This window comes from Vibrio sp. zbq_1, from assembly GCF_043102935.1.
GTDB lineage: Bacteria > Pseudomonadota > Gammaproteobacteria > Enterobacterales > Vibrionaceae > Vibrio > Vibrio parahaemolyticus.
On sequence record NZ_JBICJH010000041.1, the window covers coordinates 170243 to 188326 of the forward strand.

18 protein-coding genes are annotated in these 18084 nt (G+C 45.5%); 16 read left to right on the forward strand and 2 right to left on the reverse strand.

Going from position 1 to position 18084, the window contains the following annotated elements; all coding sequences use genetic code 11:
* The first annotated feature begins 14 nt into the window (after positions 1 to 14).
* The 14 genes from ACF8CV_RS18645 (at position 15) to ACF8CV_RS18710 (ending at position 11079) form a co-directional block, all read left to right on the forward strand.
* Complete coding sequence (locus ACF8CV_RS18645) at positions 15 to 341, forward strand: hypothetical protein (protein ID WP_000455722.1); 327 nt, start codon at positions 15 to 17, stop codon at positions 339 to 341.
* A gap of 15 nt (positions 342 to 356) precedes the next feature.
* Positions 357 to 776 (forward strand): single-stranded DNA-binding protein, encoded by a 420-nt coding sequence (locus ACF8CV_RS18650; RefSeq protein WP_392416442.1) that lies wholly within the window; start codon positions 357 to 359, stop codon positions 774 to 776.
* Positions 777 to 855: 79 nt separating this feature from the next.
* The gene (gene bet / locus ACF8CV_RS18655) at positions 856 to 1674 is read left to right on the forward strand and encodes a phage recombination protein Bet (RefSeq protein WP_000414662.1); all 819 of its coding nucleotides are present in this window, start codon (positions 856 to 858) and stop codon (positions 1672 to 1674) included.
* Positions 1675 to 1755: 81 nt separating this feature from the next.
* A complete protein-coding gene (locus ACF8CV_RS18660) occupies positions 1756 to 1899 on the forward strand; it encodes a hypothetical protein (RefSeq protein ID WP_000167275.1) in 144 nt (47 codons plus the stop codon).
* Between the two features lie 60 nt (positions 1900 to 1959).
* A complete protein-coding gene (locus ACF8CV_RS18665; protein WP_004249381.1) occupies positions 1960 to 2976 on the forward strand; it encodes a YqaJ viral recombinase family protein in 1017 nt (338 codons plus the stop codon).
* Positions 2977 to 3185: 209 nt separating this feature from the next.
* Positions 3186 to 4145 (forward strand): AAA family ATPase, encoded by a 960-nt coding sequence (locus tag ACF8CV_RS18670; protein WP_007104990.1) that lies wholly within the window; start codon positions 3186 to 3188, stop codon positions 4143 to 4145.
* A complete protein-coding gene (locus tag ACF8CV_RS18675; RefSeq protein WP_392416446.1) occupies positions 4145 to 4912 on the forward strand; it encodes a hypothetical protein in 768 nt (255 codons plus the stop codon). The genes ACF8CV_RS18670 and ACF8CV_RS18675 overlap by 1 nt, the downstream gene beginning before the upstream one ends.
* Before the next feature lie 98 nt (positions 4913 to 5010).
* Positions 5011 to 5970 (forward strand): DUF3150 domain-containing protein, encoded by a 960-nt coding sequence (locus ACF8CV_RS18680; protein WP_273830324.1) that lies wholly within the window; start codon positions 5011 to 5013, stop codon positions 5968 to 5970.
* Between the two features lie 61 nt (positions 5971 to 6031).
* The gene (locus tag ACF8CV_RS18685; RefSeq protein ID WP_392416450.1) at positions 6032 to 6508 is read left to right on the forward strand and encodes a hypothetical protein; all 477 of its coding nucleotides are present in this window, start codon (positions 6032 to 6034) and stop codon (positions 6506 to 6508) included.
* Positions 6509 to 6541: 33 nt separating this feature from the next.
* Complete coding sequence (locus tag ACF8CV_RS18690) at positions 6542 to 8197, forward strand: VWA domain-containing protein (protein WP_392416453.1); 1656 nt, start codon at positions 6542 to 6544, stop codon at positions 8195 to 8197.
* 82 nt (positions 8198 to 8279) lie between these two features.
* A complete protein-coding gene (gene radC / locus ACF8CV_RS18695) occupies positions 8280 to 8777 on the forward strand; it encodes a DNA repair protein RadC (RefSeq protein WP_045611059.1) in 498 nt (165 codons plus the stop codon).
* The gene (locus ACF8CV_RS18700) at positions 8777 to 9118 is read left to right on the forward strand and encodes a hypothetical protein (RefSeq protein ID WP_023266667.1); all 342 of its coding nucleotides are present in this window, start codon (positions 8777 to 8779) and stop codon (positions 9116 to 9118) included. Before radC ends, ACF8CV_RS18700 begins: the two co-directional genes overlap by 1 nt.
* Positions 9119 to 9208: 90 nt before the next feature.
* Positions 9209 to 10282, forward strand: a complete 1074-nt coding sequence (locus tag ACF8CV_RS18705) for a primase-helicase zinc-binding domain-containing protein (protein ID WP_392416456.1) — start codon at positions 9209 to 9211, stop codon at positions 10280 to 10282.
* Between the two features lie 89 nt (positions 10283 to 10371).
* Positions 10372 to 11079 (forward strand): hypothetical protein, encoded by a 708-nt coding sequence (locus ACF8CV_RS18710; RefSeq protein WP_392416459.1) that lies wholly within the window; start codon positions 10372 to 10374, stop codon positions 11077 to 11079.
* 158 nt (positions 11080 to 11237) lie between these two features.
* Here the strand turns inward: ACF8CV_RS18710 and ACF8CV_RS18715 are convergent, their stop codons facing one another.
* Together ACF8CV_RS18715 and ACF8CV_RS18720 are read right to left on the reverse strand one after the other, a co-directional pair.
* A complete protein-coding gene (locus ACF8CV_RS18715; RefSeq protein ID WP_392416461.1) occupies positions 11238 to 13040 on the reverse strand; it encodes a UvrD-helicase domain-containing protein in 1803 nt (600 codons plus the stop codon).
* Between the two features lie 2 nt (positions 13041 to 13042).
* Entirely contained in the window at positions 13043 to 15253 is a 2211-nt protein-coding gene (locus tag ACF8CV_RS18720) for an ATP-dependent endonuclease (protein ID WP_392416463.1), read from the reverse strand.
* Between the two features lie 493 nt (positions 15254 to 15746).
* On the opposite strand from ACF8CV_RS18720, the gene ACF8CV_RS18725 reads away from it, so the two are divergent.
* Both ACF8CV_RS18725 and ACF8CV_RS18730 read left to right on the forward strand, forming a co-directional pair.
* On the forward strand, positions 15747 to 16691 hold the full coding sequence (locus tag ACF8CV_RS18725) for a thioredoxin family protein (RefSeq protein ID WP_392416466.1): 945 nt from the start codon (positions 15747 to 15749) through the stop codon (positions 16689 to 16691).
* A gap of 2 nt (positions 16692 to 16693) precedes the next feature.
* Entirely contained in the window at positions 16694 to 18082 is a 1389-nt protein-coding gene (locus ACF8CV_RS18730) for a conjugal transfer protein TraH (protein WP_043116926.1), read from the forward strand.
* Positions 18083 to 18084 lie beyond the last annotated feature (2 nt).

The window sequence follows — 18084 nt, forward strand, 5'->3', positions numbered from 1 at the left end:
TTAAGGAGTCACCAATGGAATATATCTTCGGATTTATTATCCAAATCGCAGGCATTATGTTGCTTGCAAAACTGAGCTGGTCGCTTTTGCGATTGCTTGCTCGTCAAAGCGTGCGCCCGTTTCGATTTGTACTTACTCAAATCAAGCGATTGCTCACACCAACACCAAAACGTCGTCCAATGGCAGTGCCTAAAGCTCCTGGTATGCCCCGTTTGACATCTGCGTTTTACAAAGAGCCACATCAGTACGATATGGCTTTACTCGAAATACCAACCTATCTGCGTCGTCAGTCTTCTTTGCCCAGCCGGGTAGAAGCAACTGTGTGCACAGAGTTCAACTAAGACGAGGAGAACATCATGAAAAACCAAGTAACACTCATAGGCTACGTTGGCTCTGAGCCAGAGGCGCGAGCCTATCCATCAGGTGATTTGGTGACCAGCATTTCGCTGGCCACTTCTGAGAAATGGCGCGACCGTCAATCCAATGAGCTCAAAGAGCATACGGAATGGCATCGGGTCGTTTTTCGAGATCGTGGTGGATTTAAGTTAGGGCTAAGAGCAAAAGATTTAATCCAAAAAGGAGCGAAGCTTTTTGTTCAAGGGCCTCAGCGCACGCGCTCATGGGAGAAAGATGGTATTAAGCATCGATTGACCGAAGTGGACGCGGACGAGTTTCTGCTTCTTGATAGTGTGAACAAAGCATCTGTGCCATCAGCGGCGGATGATGCGGGCTCCCAAGCTAATTGGGCACAAACTTATCCTGAACCAGATTTCTAACCGAGCGAAAACGCTTTAACCCAGTCGGGAGTACTTTCCCGTCAGGGGCAGACTCCCACTTTGATTGTCGGAGTCCATAATGGAAAAACCAAAGCTAATCCAACGCTTTGCTGAGCGCTTTAGTGTCGATCCAAACAAGTTGTTCGATACCCTAAAAGCAACAGCATTTAAGCAACGTGACGGTAGTGCACCGACCAATGAGCAGATGATGGCGCTCTTGGTGGTTGCAGATCAGTACGGCTTGAACCCTTTCACCAAAGAGATTTTTGCGTTCCCTGATAAGCAAGCTGGAATTATTCCAGTGGTAGGTGTCGATGGATGGTCTCGCATCATCAATCAACACGACCAGTTTGATGGCATGGAGTTTAAGACTTCAGAAAACAAAGTCTCACTGGATGGCGCGAAAGAATGCCCGGAATGGATGGAATGCATCATCTACCGGCGCGACCGTTCGCACCCAGTCAAAATCACTGAATACCTGGATGAAGTCTATCGACCGCCTTTTGAAGGTAACGGCAAAAATGGCCCTTACCGTGTAGATGGTCCATGGCAGACGCACACTAAGCGAATGCTAAGACATAAATCCATGATCCAGTGTTCCCGCATTGCGTTTGGCTTTGTGGGAATTTTCGATCAAGACGAAGCGGAGCGAATTATCGAAGGCCAAGCAACACATGTTGTTGAGCCATCTGTGATTCCACCCGAGCAAGTTGATGATCGAACCCGAGGGCTTGTTTACAAGCTTATCGAGCGGGCGGAAGCTTCAAACGCATGGAATAGTGCATTGGAATATGCCAATGAACATTTTCAAGGTGTTGAACTGACGTTTGCGAAACAAGAAATATTTAATGCACAGCAACAAGCAGCCAAAGCGCTCACACAGCCTTTAGCTTCTTAGCGCCACGCATTCATTCTACTAACCCTGGCGGGATTATTCTCCCGTCAGGGGGAAGGTCTCGTCTTTTTTTGGAGATCTTCCATGACTAAATCAGCCTCACTTTTTCGCTTGGTATTGGTTGTTGCCCTTGTCGTAGGTTCGATTCAAGCCGGTAAAGCGGCAATTGATTCGGTTCAAGCAAGTGTTGTTCAGCACCAAACAGCGTTAGCGCAAGCTGCAAAGTAACCACTTAACCCTGAAGGGGAGTTCTCTCCTTCGGGGGAGTCTCCCCTCAAAGGAGGCAATATGAAGGTTATCGACCTATCACAACGTACTCCTGCATGGCACCAGTGGCGCATTGCAGGGGTTACGGCATCTGAAGCCCCAATTATTATGGGGCGTTCACCCTACAAAACACCTTGGCGATTGTGGGCAGAAAAAACCGGATTCGTATTACCGGAAGACCTGTCGAATAATCCTAATGTGCTTCGCGGTATTCGGTTGGAGCCTCAAGCAAGGCGAGCATTTGAGAATGCGCACAATGACTTTCTTCTGCCGTTATGTGCAGAAGCCGATCATAACGCAATCTTTCGGGCCAGCTTTGATGGCATCAACGATGCGGGTGAACCCGTTGAATTGAAATGTCCTTGCCAGTCAGTTTTTGAGGATGTGCAAGCTCACAGAGAACAAAGTGAGGCGTACCAGTTGTATTGGGTGCAAGTTCAGCATCAAATACTGGTCGCCAATAGCACGCGTGGTTGGTTGGTATTCTATTTTGAGGATCAACTGATTGAGTTTGAAATACAACGAGACGCGGCGTTCTTAACTGAATTGCAAGAAACAGCGCTTCAGTTTTGGGAGTTAGTACAGACCAAAAAAGAACCGTCAAAATGCCCTGAACAAGATTGTTTTGTTCCCAAGGGTGAAGCCCAATACCGCTGGACATCGCTGTCTCGGCAGTATTGCTCAGCACATGCCGAAGTTGTCCGACTGGAAAATCACATTAAATCTTTGAAAGAGGAAATGCGAGAAGCTCAGTCAAAATTGGTCGCTATGATGGGTAATTACGCTCATGCGGATTATGCTGGGGTCAAACTCAGCCGCTACATGATGGCGGGCACTGTGGACTATAAGCAATTGGCCACCGATAAATTAGGCGAACTGGACGAACAGGTTTTAGCCGCTTACCGAAAAGCGCCACAAGAGCGGTTGCGTATCAGCACCAATAAGCCAGAGCAGCCCGTTGAAACACCAATCAAAATCAGCCTTGAGCAAGAGAACTTGGTTCTGCCAGGTGACTCGCCGAGCTCATTTTATTTTTAACGTTCACTTGGAGCCGATTTCGGCTCCTTTCTCATGCGCTTACATCGAGTGCATCAGAAAGCAGTTTCACTCGTAGCCAATGCTGGGTACGAATGATAGAGCGAGCTGAACTCTTACATACACAGCCATACCACAATCAACACACCACCCGACGGGGACTTCATTCCCTGCTGGGGCATGAGGCCTCGTCAAAACTGATGAGGTTTACCATGACTGAACAATCCCCATTTTTGGTTCAAGTGAATCAAGCGTTTAATGTCCCGGCTCCTGATGCTTTCGTTCTGGAAGGATTTAGTGCCGACACTACCCATCCAAACATTCCCGTTCGCAAGGACGAGTATGTTTTTAGAAAAGAAGACTTACGTGACGTATTGGCGTTCTTGTCTAACCCAGACGGTGACGGTTTGTATATTACAGGCCCAACTGGATGCGGTAAGACCTCGCTAATCTGCCAAGTTGCTTCTCGATTGAATTGGCCTGTTCAGCAAATTACTGCGCACGGTCGATTGGAGTTGTCCGATCTTATCGGTCACCACACACTGGTTAATGGCAACATGACCTTTGTGTATGGACCGCTGGCACTGGCTGTGAAGCATGGCCATTTGCTGATCATTAATGAAATGGATCTTGCTGAGCCTGCTGAACTGGCTGGGCTCAATGACATTTTGGAAGGTGCCCCGTTGGTCATCGCACAAAATGGCGGAGAGATCATCATGCCACATAACAAGTTTCGTTTTATCGCTACCGGCAACAGTGCGGGCAGCGGTGACCAGACGGGCTTGTACCAAGGTGTGCTTCAACAGAATTTGGCTTTCCTTGATCGCTTTAGAATCATTGAAGCGACCTATGCAGAACCATCTGTAGAGGAAGCCATTCTGGAGAACGTTGCGCCGGGCTTACCAGAGGTCTTTCGCCAAAAAATGGTGAAGGTGGCTGGTGACATTCGTCGTCTTTTTATTGGGGGCGCGGATGGCGGTGCAGAACTCAGTATCACCATGTCCACTCGGACCTTGGTGCGCTGGGCAAAGTTAACACTTGCTTTTAAAGGCGCTCCTAACGCAGTGGAGTATGCACTGGTTCGGTCTTTGACGGCTCGTGCTGAGTTGGAGCAACGTGAAGCCATTCACCGTATTGCCGCTGATGTCTTCGGTGACCACTGGGAGGATTGATGATGGAAAAGTGCTTTGCTCTTTACCGTTACAGTCATTCTGATGGGACAGCCAAAGAATGGGCCATTTACGTTGGATCAGATAACCAGGAGATTGAAGTTCGGTTTGGAAAAGCAGGTCAATTGTCGCAGCAGCGATTGATTGATTCGACTGATCCTAACGCTGAAGCAGACCGACGAATCAATGAGAAAATCAACAAGGGTTATCGATTGGTTGGACACGTCGGCATTGATCATCAAGGGCGGCCATTTGAACTCTCAAATGCGCTAGATAGCGTCGCGTGTGCCAATAACGTCAGTTGGGAGTTTCGTACTCGCAAGGACGTCAATGGCCAAATCTCGCTGGCGCAAAAAGCGTTGTTCGATATGGCAAAGCTGCTTGAAGCCTATGGCTTGGCTGTTATTGATGATAACCAGGTCAGGATTGGAGAATGGTCATTAGGGTTTTGCAAAAGCGGATTACCTAGTACCAATCAAATCAGCATAGTGTCAGGTGAAGGCGCTGGCATTGTTAACACTGATGATGGCCCATGGCCATTGTTGCTGTTACTGGCCTTTAAGCGTCAATTACCACCACTATGTTCGCTCACAGTAGCGAGTCCTGATGGGATAGAAGTATCCGACCAACTGAAGTTGGAAAAAGATGTATTGCGGTTGCTAGGCAGTGATTTAGAGCGGGTTCGCCCGATAGCTGAAGCACTGGACTTAATGCCTGTGAAAATCGATCTCAACCAATCGTCGCCTGATTCGCAAAATTACTATTTCTGATAGTGGTATTGCCATTAGCGCGTCAACTACTACCACCCAAGCGGGGGCCATTGCTCCTGTTGGGAGTGGTGCGTCCCCATCTCGCATGAGGATGCACTATGAGTATTCAAACCCTCGACAAACTTTTGATTTGTCACATCGACTGTTCCATCTGGAGCGGTAGAAAAAAACTAAGGCCTGAAGATTTCAGATTAGCCAATGGCAGCCAACTTCCACCGAAGGATGTTGCCAGCTTAGGGAGTAAAAAAATTTGCGACCCAGAGGCATTGGCGAACTTTGAACGGCTTAAGAAAGAAGCGCAGCGTTTGTGTGAGCAAGTCGGTGTGCGGTTCTTAGGTGGCTATGCCGTCCCTGAAGACCGAATTGATCAGATTGTTCCAGAGCTTGACCGGATCGGTCAGGAGTTTGCGCAGTGCAAGCAGTTGTTCTTGGACAACTATGATCAGGTGACGTTTGACTGGGTTGCAAAACACCCGGAATTTGCAGATGCAATCCGGCGTGCATTATCACCCATCGAAGACGTGGAACAACGGCTTCAGTTCGATTATGCCATCTATCGAATGCAACCGGCTGACCAAGCTGGTGGCTTAGATGACAAGGTCAATGGTATGGGACACACCCTCTTTAGGGAGGTGGCTCGTGATGCCAACGAACTGTTTGAGCGTTCCGTTGCAGGTAAGAATCAAATCAGCCAGCGAGCCCTTAATCCTCTCAAACGGTTAAGAGACAAGTTGGATGGTTTGTCATTCCTGGATCATCGAGTTCAGCCGATGGTGGAAGCGATGGACAATTTATTTGTTCGTCTGCCGAAGACCGGCCCTGTGACAGACAATCTCTATCACGAACTGATGGCGACCATTTTAATTTTGTCTGATCCAGACAAGATGAGAATGCACGGTGAAGGTCAATTGGATATCAGGCAACTGATGCCCAAACCTGAACCTAAACCTAAACCCGCACAGCCAGTATCTGCTCAGGCAGATAACTTGCGTGCAATACCCCAACCAACCGTCAGACCAAATCTTGGTTCGACTGTACCAAACTCATTTTATTTTTAACGTCCTTGAGGGCATGTTGCCCTGAAGGGCGCATGTCCTCTGAACTATGTAAGAGGAAATTATGCAATCAACCATCCATAACCCCAGCCAACTGAACCAGTTTGAACCACATTTTCGTGGTGTGACTGATGCTGTTGAAAGCGAATCGATACCAGAAGTGGCGTGTTGTCGAACGTTAGTACAACGGTCGTACTCAACACATAGTGTCGTGATCCCCAAGAACCCTGTGCTGATCGCAGATGCGGACGCACAAGGCATTTGGGTAACGGCCATGGTATTTGTTCCAAACATGGCATTGCAGCAAACAGCTCATGTTCGGGCCTGGCTGCAATATCAACACGAGGTGTCTACTCAGTTACAAGACCAGTACGGTCTGACATTGGATGACATCCTGAGTTTAGACCAGCTTAAAACGTCATTTGAGCAGCACGAGAGTCCAGCTCAATTGGTGGCTTGGTTAGGTCAAAAATACGACCTGGATAAGCTAAAAGCACAGGTTAAAACACTTACATTCCCAGCGGGGAAACGCTCCCGCTGAGGGAGTATTCCCCCTAATGATTAGGAGACTCCCATGAATCATCCATTAAAAAACGCACTACCAATCGTTGCCGCAGCTTATGGCGAAAAGTTTGGTGTGAAGGTGCTTATTCAAGGTCAAGATGCGTTTACCGATGGTGAGCGGATTGTTATCCCAACAGCCAACCCAGACGACCCACACTATCAACAGATAGCTTGGGGTTATCTGGCTCATGAAGCGGCGCATATTCGGCATACTAATTTTGACATGGTGCAGAAGGCGTCGTCCAAGCCGATCCGTAAGGCACTTCTCAATATCATTGAGGATGTGCGCATTGAAAACGAATTGGCAAAGGATTACCCCGGAACCCGGCGCAGTATTTCGCAAGTGATTGAGTACATGGTGGACACACAGCAAATGTGTGTACCTGAACAGCTTGAGCCTGCATCTAACTTGCAAGCCTGGTTGTTGTTCCGCTTGAGATGCCATTTTCTGGGCCAGAAAGCGCTGACGCCTTTGTATCAAGCAGTTGATGAAAGAGTGAGGCAACTCTTTCCTGCCGCAGCGATGAGCCGGTTAAGCGCCATGCTGACAGCAGTGCCTAGCTTAGGGTCTACAGGTGAAGTGCTGAAACTTGTCGATGCCATCGTTGCCATGTTGGAAGAAGAATCTCGTCCCCCAGAGGATGAGTCTGATGCAGATAGCGGTAATGACATTGGACAAGATGCGAGTAATGACAGCAATAACAGTAGTGGTAGTCAAACCCCAGAAACAGACTCGTCTGCAACGGGGGATTTTGCTGAAACGGGTGATTCAGATAACTCTGATCAAGCTGACAATTTGCGACAAGCCTTAGAGGCCAGTGCCGCTCAGTTTGAACCCGATACCTTTGCACAAGTGGCAGAAGTGTTGTCGGAACAAGCTGAAGGACATCAGGGCGTCACTCCACTCAGTTTGCCACAAGCAGAGCAGGCTATGCTGGGTGATGAGGCCATTTTGACCTTATCGGCGTCTGAGTCCGCTCAAATTCGAGCCAGGCTTAGGGGCATGGTTCAGTCCAGTCAGGACAATCGGAATCATGCCAAACGGCACGGTCTTCGAGTGGCAACCCATCGTCTTGCCGCCTCACAAGCAGGTGAATCGAGATTGTTTATTCAAAGGCAGCCGCGCATTGCGCCTAATGCTGCTGTGCACTTGCTTGTCGATATATCGGGCTCAATGGGTAAGCCCATTGGCGAAGGTAATCGCAAGTACTTTCATGTTGCCAATGAAGCCGCTTTGGCTTTGGCCATGGCACTGGAAGGCATACCGGGTGTTGTACCTGCGGTCAGTTATTTTCCTGGTATTCATCAGGAAGTTTCTATCGCGTTATTGCCCAAGCAATCGGTTCGACATCGGGCCGCCTGTTTTGACCAAAAACCACGAGGTTGTACCCCTATGGCACAAGCGATGTGGTTTGCGGCAAACAGTTTGTTGGCACAAAAACAGAAGCGAAAGCTAATGATAGTGCTAACCGATGGTGACCCAGATGATTGGGCTGCTACGCATGACATTGTTGACCGTTGCAGACGAAGTGGCTTTGAGCTGCTGGGGATAGGGATTCAAACACGCAGTGTTGAGAAATTCTTTCCTCAAAGCATCGTGATTAACGACGTCAAAGATCTGAAGCGTGAGTTATTCGAAGTAACACAACAACTGTTAATTCAGTAACCACATCAACTTTACCACCCTGCGGGGACGATTCCGTCCCCGTCAGGGCATGGGTTCGTCTCCGTTTTTTTTGGAGACTCCTATGAAAAACAGAAAGTTCTTAGCTGGCGAAGAAGCCGGTACTTACATCGTTCCTGAGCAAGTGACTGAAGCGGATATCTTAGATATGGCGCTCAAGCTTGCCCGTGGTCGATTGAGTAAAGGTCGCAAAATTGAACAGCCATCATCGGCGTTCTCATACCTGCAAACACTGATGCACGAGTATGAGCACGAAGTCTTTGGCGTGCTGTTTCTTGATACAAAGCATCGCGTTATTCGATTTGAAGAGCTGTTCAAAGGCACTTTAGATGCAGCGAGCGTGTATCCAAGGGAAGTAACAAAGCGGGCGTTGGAATTTAATGCGGCAGCAGTGATACTGGTTCATAACCATCCATCGGGTGATCCTGAACCCAGTGAAGCTGATAAACGCATCACTCATCGACTTCGTGACGCCTTGTCACTTGTTGATATTCGAACGCTTGACCATGTCGTGGTCGCATCCGAGGGCTGCGTTTCGCTTGCCGAACGCGGTTATCTGTAATGAATGGGCGTATTGCCCATTCTCCTACATCACAAAAGCAGTCCCATCAGCACACATCAGCACAGCTCGAATTTCTATTTGAGTTTGATGATGCCCCTGTCACTTGGTCAGACACGGAAATCTGGCAGTTACGCGAAGGCATTCTATTGGATGCGATCCGTGTATTGCTAGACGGTCGTGTCAGTACTCGATTGCGAAAGGATGTGTTGTCGTGGATTCAAAATGACGAATTAACGCCATTTTGCTTTCGTGTTTGCGCAATGGCTGCGGTTGTCGATCCTGATGTGCTTCGTGATTCCATCATGTGGCTATTAAGACGACATGGTATCCAGCTTGACTAACGTTCCTGTATTAACCGAACGGCTAATGCAGGACCCAAGCTGACTTTTACCTCCTGTGGTAGGAGTCGGCATTTTACTTAAGGAGGTTATATGGCGTTACCTTTACAAATTGAAACAGTGAGGCCATATCTTAATGGCCAATGGCTTCAAGTCTTGGCGGCATTGGTGCCAGAACTTGATGCCGCTATTGCTCGAAAAGGCCGTCATGTGGCTTGCCCTGTTCATGGCGGTCGTGATGGCTTTAGGCTGTTCAAAGATGCTGAATATACCGGTGGTGGCGTTTGTAATACCTGTGGTATCTTTCATGATGGCTTTGAACTGTTGTCTTGGATTAATGGATGGAACTTTGCTCAGTCTATTGAAGCAATCGGTCAAGTTCTAGGTATTCAACCCGGACAAGTACAAGCGCCTACTCGGCCAATACCGAGCAACGCTGTTGATTGGAAGGCTAGAAAGCAGGAAGAGGACAAAGCGATTATCCATCGCTTGAATCAAACCTGGGGAGAAACGTTATCTCTTGCAGATACTCGTGCGCAACCTGTTTGGAACTACTTACATCGTCGTGGGATTGTTACCCAGCTTCGTCCTGAATGGGATTCGGTGCTGAGGTTTCATCCAAACTTGCCTTACCATGATGAAGATGGCCTGTTTATCGATAGCTACCCAGCGCTGCTAGGTAAAATCGTTACTCAGCAAGGGCGTTCGGCCACGTTTCATCGGATCTACCTAAGTGAAGATGGATTCAAAGCGCCGGTTGAAAAGCCTAAAAAGATGATGCCCATACCAAGTGACAGAACAATCACTGGCGGTGCCGTTCCGATTGGTGAGCCTGGTGAGGTACTAGGTGTTTCTGAAGGTATAGAGACGGCTTTAGCGGTTACCAGAGCAACGGGGCAAACATGTTGGTCGGTTGTGAACGCAACGCTACTGGCTAGGTTTGAACCACCAAGTAATGTGAAAATGCTGTACATCTGGGCAGACCACGATCTCTCTGAGACTGGCCTGAATGCAGCGAATGAACTCAAGAAAAATGCCTGGCAGAAAGGCATTCTGACACAAGTGCTGATCCCCCCGATACCAACGTCACTTGGCGTGAAAAGTTGGGATTGGAATGATGTGCTGAATGTTTACGGTGCTATGGGCTTTCCGAAAGTTCATATCTGATCCAAGGGGCTTCGGCCCCTTTTTTTGCGCCTTGCATATTTGAAAAAACATGGAGAATGAAAAAAAGATAACCAATAGGAGAAACAAACATGATGGTATTAACCCTGTTAACAAAGCAGATTGATGGTGAGTTTACGGTTTACTGGAAGACCGGCCTTCGAAGAGGTGGTGAGCTAAAGGTCGATTTAGGTGAGCAATACGACAAGCTACCTGAGCAGCAAAAGCCAATTGCCGCTGAGCTCTATGCGATTCATCACCTACTGTCAGTGAAAGAGGTGATGGGGAGTAACCGAAGCGGTAATGGGCTTCAAATCCGGGTCAGTAAAGGAGCCATCAAAAAGTTACAGAAGCAACGCTCAACTCAGCATTCACTTTACAGCCTTACTAGGTTTTTGCTCACCCGTTACCAGGAAGCACAGATCTCGGTAGAAAAGCGAGACGATTGGCTCTCATATCCCTTCGAGGAATACAACGTCGATAATGCTACCGTGAGAGAAATCGATGAGGTCATCAACGTTCCGAATATTGGACCTGTCGTGGTGACTCGTCACGCGCTTGAAAGATTCGTGGAACGGCTTTCTGATGGCGTGCCCAAGCATCCTTGGAAGGCTTTATGCTCAAAGCTGCTAAGTTCTGCGCTAACTAAAGCCGAGTTACCAGAAAACGTCTCTATCCAAAAAGCAAAAAAATATGCACAAGAGGCAGAGTTTTGGCAGCATGTTGGTAGCAAAATGCACTTTGTTATGATTCCTGAGGACTCAATGAAAACGTTGGTTACGGTATCGATAATTAGGTGAACGCTATGTGGATCAGCTGATCCTCGCATATTCCTGATGATGTTTCAATTTTGGGATCTTTAACTGCTAACCCAAGCGGTGCTGGGGCGTCATCTGGATCTATTTGATGTGTGTAAAACAGTTAACCAACAAATATCCAAGCTTTCTACTTTCATGTATCATATTAAATTTGGATCGTATGCAAAATTCAATTGGTGTAGTACTTCTGTAGGCTGACGTTCTCTTCTATTTTGACCGTATCCAATCATCCTTCCTTTTTCTGAAATAATATGTAAGTTTTTTCTGGCTCTAGAACCAATTACGTAGAGCAACTTTTTAGAACTTTCAATAGAAGGATCATTGAAGTTAGGAACCAAACCTTGCAGAAGACCGAAGGAGATCACAACATCATATTCACCTCCCTTCACTCCATGTATTGTTGACACTTTGATACCAGTTCTGGGTTTAAATGCCTTGCGAAAAGCCTCAATATCTGTTGCAAATAATGCATTCTCGTTCTTTAGCCTATCAATCCTATTCTGTGTGCTATTGAAGAATGATTCGTGATGTTCCTTTAGCATTGGATATAACATGAAATCTATTCCCAATTCGCTAAATAATGCGTCAAAGAATGCACGAAGATAAGCGAGTCCTTCGACTTCATCTATCGAAATAGAGTTGACAGCCTTTAGTAACTGTTTTGGAGGGATCGAATGAACATCGACTAGCGCAAGATCCATGTCATATAAAACATCAGATGCCCACCGAAGACGCTTAACATACATATTAGGCGATGGCTCAGTTAGGATAATTTGAGTCAACTTGAACCAAAAGTTATCTATGTCTCTCGAAAAAGGTACAAGACCAGGCCCATCGAAACTATATTGAGGCAACCTGTTTACCAAGTTACGAGTGAGTGCTGCCAAATGCATCCACCAAGGTGCAATTACGCAGATTTCTTTCTCTAGGATACCCAGATTTTGAACGCTATGCTCAATATGTCGGCTGACTTGATCAACCAAGTTATCCTTATGAGTAATCTGATCATAAGTAATAATGCTAGGGTGATTGCGATGTTCACCTTCCGCAACAGTTGCACTAGGGGTGACATTAAAATTACGATAATAGTCTATGATCTTTCTAGAACTTCTATAGTTCTTATCTAATGCCATTTGAGTAAATGACACTTCGGATAACCGCTCAAGCTCCAACCGTGTGATTGCGTATCCACCAAGCGAACCGTAGATAGCTTGGTTTGGATCACCAACAATGAAAGTCCTCAGCCGACCTTGGCTAGCTTTTATGATGCTCGCAATAATTGAATACTGTACCTCTTTTGTATCTTGATATTCATCAACAAAAACATAGGAGAACAAATTTGCCAGTATTTTAGCTATAGATGTATTACTAGAGAGGATTTCATAAGCAAAAAATAGAATTTGCTCAAAGTCGATTTGATCATTTTCAGCAAGATGACTGTGATAATCATCTAATATCTGCCTTACTAGTGAATCTTTACTACCTGCGCAAGTCAATGTTAATCCACGAGGAGTGTAAAAATGATTACACTCACTATAACTGATACGTTCGGTACGAATGCTAGAGCATATTTTTGATATTATTTCCTCAGAATCATAAGAGTTAACGATTTTAAAGCCGTTTTTAAGCTTGTCATGATATAGACCATATGGCTTCAATATCCACTCCAAACAAAACGCATGAATAGTACCGATCCACAACTGAGATGTGTCTACACCGAGAATTTCAATTCGCTCACGAATCTCATCAGCTGCTCTATGCGTGTAGGTGATTGCCGCAACCCATTTTTTGGGATCCGCTAAACCTGAAAGTTCAAAAGCAATTTTATAAGTAAGAGTTCTTGTTTTTCCACTTCCAGGACATGCGATTAAAAACACATTATTCGGCTCGTTAATCGCAGCAATCTGTTCATCGTTAAGATCACCTTCATCCCACATAAACATGATTAGATCCTTGCTAATATATCGTTTTGCTCAGAAGGTAAATCGGTCATTAGTTCGCTCTTAAGTATAGCTATGTCGCCATCAACTGGATTAAATGCTTCCCACTTAGGAGTGAATATTGCTAAGCCAGTCTCATATGGAGTCAAGTATGCTTCCCATTGCTGTTTTAGAGCTAAATCACCATCTGCATTCAGTCTTTCAATGGTTGTTCTGCCAAGTTTGACATGTTCGATGACCGAGTCGTAACGGTGCTTAAGTATTTTGAAAGTAAGTCCTGCATTGAAGTCTCCGTGCGCAAACTTGATTGCATCGAAAATGTACTCCGGAATAGCTACTTTGAAGTCAACCACTTTACCTAGTGTAAGGGCAAACCAACCTTTGCCTTGATAGTTTGCCATAGTTAATGCTCTGGAACCCGAGATAACAATATCAGATGAAGATAGTTCAGTTGTAGCAGTATTTATGGTGGCTTGCTTAGTGTAAACATCTCCGACAATTCTCTTGAGATAATTGCTGTTTGAGGATTTTATGAAATCAACCTCAAACGTATGATCTGCATAAAAAATCGAAATCCAAGGGTTATTTTGACAGAAGTCATCAAGTCTTTCTTTCCGAGCAAGACCTGTTTCTTGAGAACCGAGGGCTTTTTCTTTCCTCTTTATATCTGCGTCACTGTCTGTAGGATAAATCGTAGTATCAAAGAAAGCTTCATCTAGGTCTGTGATAATGCTGCAACGTTTTTTGATTCTTCGATTGTCAAATAACATGGCAATATTCTCGAAACCAGTGCTTCTGATGTTGACTAGAGTGATACCAATTTCATCTAAGCTCAATCCTAAAGCTTTTTTCAGTAAAATAGGAATTAGGATCTCTTCGGCATCTCCTTCGACTAAAACAACACTTCGTGCAAACAGTAAGTTGCTACGAATGGCATCAAGGTAGCGTTGAACGAATCCTACCTCATCGTCACTAAGCCCTACTGAAGGTTGAAATACTTCACAAGTACCATCAACCAAACCTAAAATGTTCATATTCTTAACATTACTCACTTCTGATATGTGTGATGAGTGAGTTGAATATATTATCTGAGTATTCTCATAGTTGATGTTATCGAAAAGTGACTTTTGAATATGTGTATGGATGTGTGCTTCTGGTTCTTCAATTAGTAAAAAGTTGGCAATAGATTGATTTGCTTTTTGGTATTTGAATTCTAGTAGCTTTAATGTAAGAAAGAGTAGGTTGGCACCACCTAAACTCATTTCATGTATGGTGCCTTCATAGCCATCATTTGACTCTGCGACAAAGAGTTTTAATGACTGAAATAACTGATCAGACTCGTCGCTTAAACTAGAACGAATAGAAATTGAATTAGGTGAATATGTATCGCCTACTGTATCGCTGACAGTGGTTACAATATCATCACGAACATCACAAATGTCTGATAAAGCTTCAATTTCATTGTTTAATGTCTTAATTAAATCTGCGATAGGTTGAAATTCAGTTTGACTAATATTTCCGGATTTGCTTTTTAATAGTGTAAGCAAAGGATTCGTCCTGTTGCTATGAAAATCAGATACCACATCCCTTAGTGCTTTAATAAAGGTAAACGAGACCTCATTAGGCATATTGAGGATGTTAGGCAATCGTATACCAATATTAGGGTTGTTTAACACCCTGGGGAAATCGACTCTCTCGAAGTCTCCAACAATGCTTTTGTATACAGTTGGATCATTGAAATTGGCGACACTTTTTCCAGTTAGAACGGTTTCATAATCATCAATAGTTATACCATCCAAATACTTTTCTAGAGCAGCAACATCCCCTATTGTAAGTTGTGCTAATGCTTGGCGGATGTTTGCCTTGGGTCTGAAAATCAGATTGTATGTTGCTCTAATGACAACTTCGTCCTCCGCATTCCCAGCACCATGAAGAAATAGTGACTGACTAGCTTCATCACCAGCAATGTCATTAAATTCAATACTAATAATGATCCAGTGACCACGCCAGTCACCTAACGCCCTACAAAAGTCTCCTTCGGTAAGCTTAGTTGCTGAGCGAGGCATTGAATTATCAAGCAGCAATCTCATCGCTCGGAATAAGTTAGTCTTACCAGAACCATTCTCGCCAATAATTGTATTTATACCCTTGTTAAACAGAAATTTTACGTTCTTAAAGTTTCTATAATTTACTAGGGAAAGCTTTGTAATGTGCATGCGTCCTCTGGATCCTGACTATAATTTATAAAAAATATTGAAATAATAAATGCCTACTTGCTTACTGGTTTTAAAGCAGTATTCACAATGTTAGAGTACTGCATGCACAAAGAACGATTGAGTCGTTTTTGAACTGGGTTCGTCTCTGTTTACCTACAATCCTATTTGTATCATTGTTCACAAATAAACGCGATTACAATGTGTTACGTAGAGATTTTGATTTTAAGGAAACATGAATCATAATCGCTTGATTTCCTGACTATACGATAGACTTGTAATTAACAAGTACGCAATGAGCAAATCGAGCGTATGCAGTTCGTTCTTAGTGACAAAATCATCAAATCAATTTTATCTATGGCTCATCAGACGTTAGCTGTTTTTACCAGATCACAACAGCTAGTCAGAAACACACACGATTCCTTCATCTATCTGGCCAATCGCTCTTACCGGGATCTTTAGCATGTTAGCTCTGTAAAAATTTCTGGAGCTGACAATGAGAACGCCTTTGTTACCTTGGTTCATCCTATGGGTGACCATCCCAATCATTATTTTCTTTCTATTCATCTTACCCGCCCATGCTAGTGATGGGCAATTCTATCAGCGCGGTCAGGAAGGCTGGTTTTGGTATCAGGTCATTCCTGAGCCAGCGGAGGCTGAAGAGCAAATAAAGCCAGAATCTGGAGTCATGGAGCCCACTAAGGACGAGCTAAAACCCTTCAGTGCTGCCTGGTTCCGAGAGCACATGCAGTCGTTCATGGACAAGGCAATTGATGAGCCGACGAATGAGAACGTCAGAGCCTATCTGTATCTCCAGCGCGTCATGATGGATAAGGGCTCACTATTTGCTGATGTTAGTCAGCAGGTGGTCATGGGCGATCCTGTTTTGGATGAAATCAGTCGCAGACCCTTGGCGACCTATGCTGCCAATCGGATGGATCGAGAAGCTGGCGCTCAACGAGATATTGCTTTAGGTGAAGTAGCAAAACGGGCTGGCTTGTTCTTCTTCTATCGTTCGGATTGCCCTTACTGCCATGCTCAAGCGCCTATCATCGAATCCATGGCTTTGAACTACGGTTTCGAGGTGTTTGCTATTGCTGTCGATGGCTTGCCTTTACCCGGTGGAGAGTTTCCCAATTACAAAGTCGATTCAGGGCAAGCACATTCGTTGTCCGTTACGACTGTTCCAGCGGTCTTCTTAGTAGACCCGCCTAATGTCATCACTCCGATTGGCCAGGGCGCAATGAGCCTTGATGAGCTCAATAATCGAATCATTCTTGCAGCCCATCAAGCCGGTTGGATTGACGATCAAACTTACTATGCCACCAGACCTGTTCAACCCGGCGTGTCACTCGCGATGTCAGCCCAAGAGCTTAACGAGAAGATATTACAGGACCCTGAGTTCCTTGTTCGCTATCTGCGTGCACAAGGAGGGTTGTAACGATGAAAAAAGTATTTCAAGTATCGCTAATCGCCTGTGCGATTGGTTTTTCGTCTATGAGCCAAGCAAGTTTGCAACAGGAGATGAACCAGTTGTTTGGTTCAATGACCAACAGCACTGCGCCTGGTGTATTCGAGAGTCAGCGGCGTGGCGTTATATCTGGTGGAAGTGTTGTTGTTCGTAACAGGATCATGAACGAAAACCTCGTCTCTATGGTGCCACCGTCATTCCAAGCCGGTTGTGGCGGCATTGATATGTTCGCTGGAAGTTTGTCATTTGTTAACGCGGATCAGTTTGTTCAATTACTTCGCTCTGTTGCTGCAAACGCCAAGGGGTACGCATTCCAATTGGCGCTCAGTGCTATGTGTGAGAAATGCTCCCAGCACATGGAGACACTGCAAAAGAAAATCCAGCAGTTGAACGAGTATTTTGGCAATTCCTGTCAAATGGCTCAGGGAGTCGTGAACGATACCCTGGCTGCTTTTGGTAAAAAGGGGCAAACAGAAGCCAGCATGTTGAGCTCACTTAAAGGGGCTGGAGACGTTTTTACCAGTTGGAGTGAGTCCAATGGTAAGAACCCATATGAGAACGCTTCGAGTGTCGCGGCATCTGATGTGAACAAAACGATTAAAGGCAACTTGGTCTGGCGAGCACTGAAACGTCATTCGGCATCAAGCTGGTTTGCATCAGGGGATGACCGTTTTCTTGAAGCGGTTATGTCAGTGACGGGTTCGATCATTGTTGGTGATTTGGCTAATGCGGCTGATGGTCAAGGTAAAGCCCCAAAACTGACCAGACTGAATGGCAATAAAGTGACTATTGAGCATCTAATTCATGGCGGTAACGTCGCTATGTACCGATGTGACACAGTGACACAAGACGGCTGTCTGAATCCGACAATCACTAACGTGACCCTAACCGGGTTATCAACCCAGGTAGAAAATTTACTGCTTGGTACAGGTTCTAGTAACGGCATTATTTTTAAGTTTGCTCGAAATACTGGGGCAGCTAGCACCACCGAAAAGGCTTTTATGACCTCGGCTCCTGCGAGCATTGGCGGCATGATTCGAACACTTTCTGCATTAAATGAAGGGGCCGCTAGGTCGTTTGCTTCAAGAGCGGCACCATTTATTGCTGTTGAGATGGCCCGAGCATTGGTTGAAGACATGCTCAATGCTGCTAGAAGCACCTCTGGTGTGGAAGATCATGCCTATGCGAAGTTGTTAACTGAAGACCTTGAACGTGCTCGTCGCCAAATAAATGAGGAATACGCTGCGTTACAGCGAAGATACGGTTCAGAGCAAGAATTGCTGGCGCATTTTAATCAGGTGATTCAGACCATTCGCAAGCAGCGTTATTACACCGTTAAATCTACAGCGCTGGGGGAATAGGT

Coding starts and splice junctions, on each gene's coding strand:
- ACF8CV_RS18720 (WP_392416463.1), bottom strand. CDS start 15,253: ATGCACATTACAAAGCTTTCCCTAGTAAATTATAGAAACTTTAAGAAC.
- ACF8CV_RS18665 (WP_004249381.1), top strand. CDS start 1,960: ATGAAGGTTATCGACCTATCACAACGTACTCCTGCATGGCACCAGTGG.
- ACF8CV_RS18705 (WP_392416456.1), top strand. CDS start 9,209: ATGGCGTTACCTTTACAAATTGAAACAGTGAGGCCATATCTTAATGGC.
- ACF8CV_RS18730 (WP_043116926.1), top strand. CDS start 16,694: ATGAAAAAAGTATTTCAAGTATCGCTAATCGCCTGTGCGATTGGTTTT.
- ACF8CV_RS18715 (WP_392416461.1), bottom strand. CDS start 13,040: ATGTTTATGTGGGATGAAGGTGATCTTAACGATGAACAGATTGCTGCG.
- ACF8CV_RS18660 (WP_000167275.1), top strand. CDS start 1,756: ATGACTAAATCAGCCTCACTTTTTCGCTTGGTATTGGTTGTTGCCCTT.
- ACF8CV_RS18710 (WP_392416459.1), top strand. CDS start 10,372: ATGATGGTATTAACCCTGTTAACAAAGCAGATTGATGGTGAGTTTACG.
- radC (WP_045611059.1), top strand. CDS start 8,280: ATGAAAAACAGAAAGTTCTTAGCTGGCGAAGAAGCCGGTACTTACATC.
- ACF8CV_RS18645 (WP_000455722.1), top strand. CDS start 15: ATGGAATATATCTTCGGATTTATTATCCAAATCGCAGGCATTATGTTG.
- ACF8CV_RS18725 (WP_392416466.1), top strand. CDS start 15,747: ATGAGAACGCCTTTGTTACCTTGGTTCATCCTATGGGTGACCATCCCA.
- bet (WP_000414662.1), top strand. CDS start 856: ATGGAAAAACCAAAGCTAATCCAACGCTTTGCTGAGCGCTTTAGTGTC.
- ACF8CV_RS18650 (WP_392416442.1), top strand. CDS start 357: ATGAAAAACCAAGTAACACTCATAGGCTACGTTGGCTCTGAGCCAGAG.
- ACF8CV_RS18675 (WP_392416446.1), top strand. CDS start 4,145: ATGATGGAAAAGTGCTTTGCTCTTTACCGTTACAGTCATTCTGATGGG.
- ACF8CV_RS18700 (WP_023266667.1), top strand. CDS start 8,777: ATGAATGGGCGTATTGCCCATTCTCCTACATCACAAAAGCAGTCCCAT.
- ACF8CV_RS18690 (WP_392416453.1), top strand. CDS start 6,542: ATGAATCATCCATTAAAAAACGCACTACCAATCGTTGCCGCAGCTTAT.
- ACF8CV_RS18670 (WP_007104990.1), top strand. CDS start 3,186: ATGACTGAACAATCCCCATTTTTGGTTCAAGTGAATCAAGCGTTTAAT.
- ACF8CV_RS18685 (WP_392416450.1), top strand. CDS start 6,032: ATGCAATCAACCATCCATAACCCCAGCCAACTGAACCAGTTTGAACCA.
- ACF8CV_RS18680 (WP_273830324.1), top strand. CDS start 5,011: ATGAGTATTCAAACCCTCGACAAACTTTTGATTTGTCACATCGACTGT.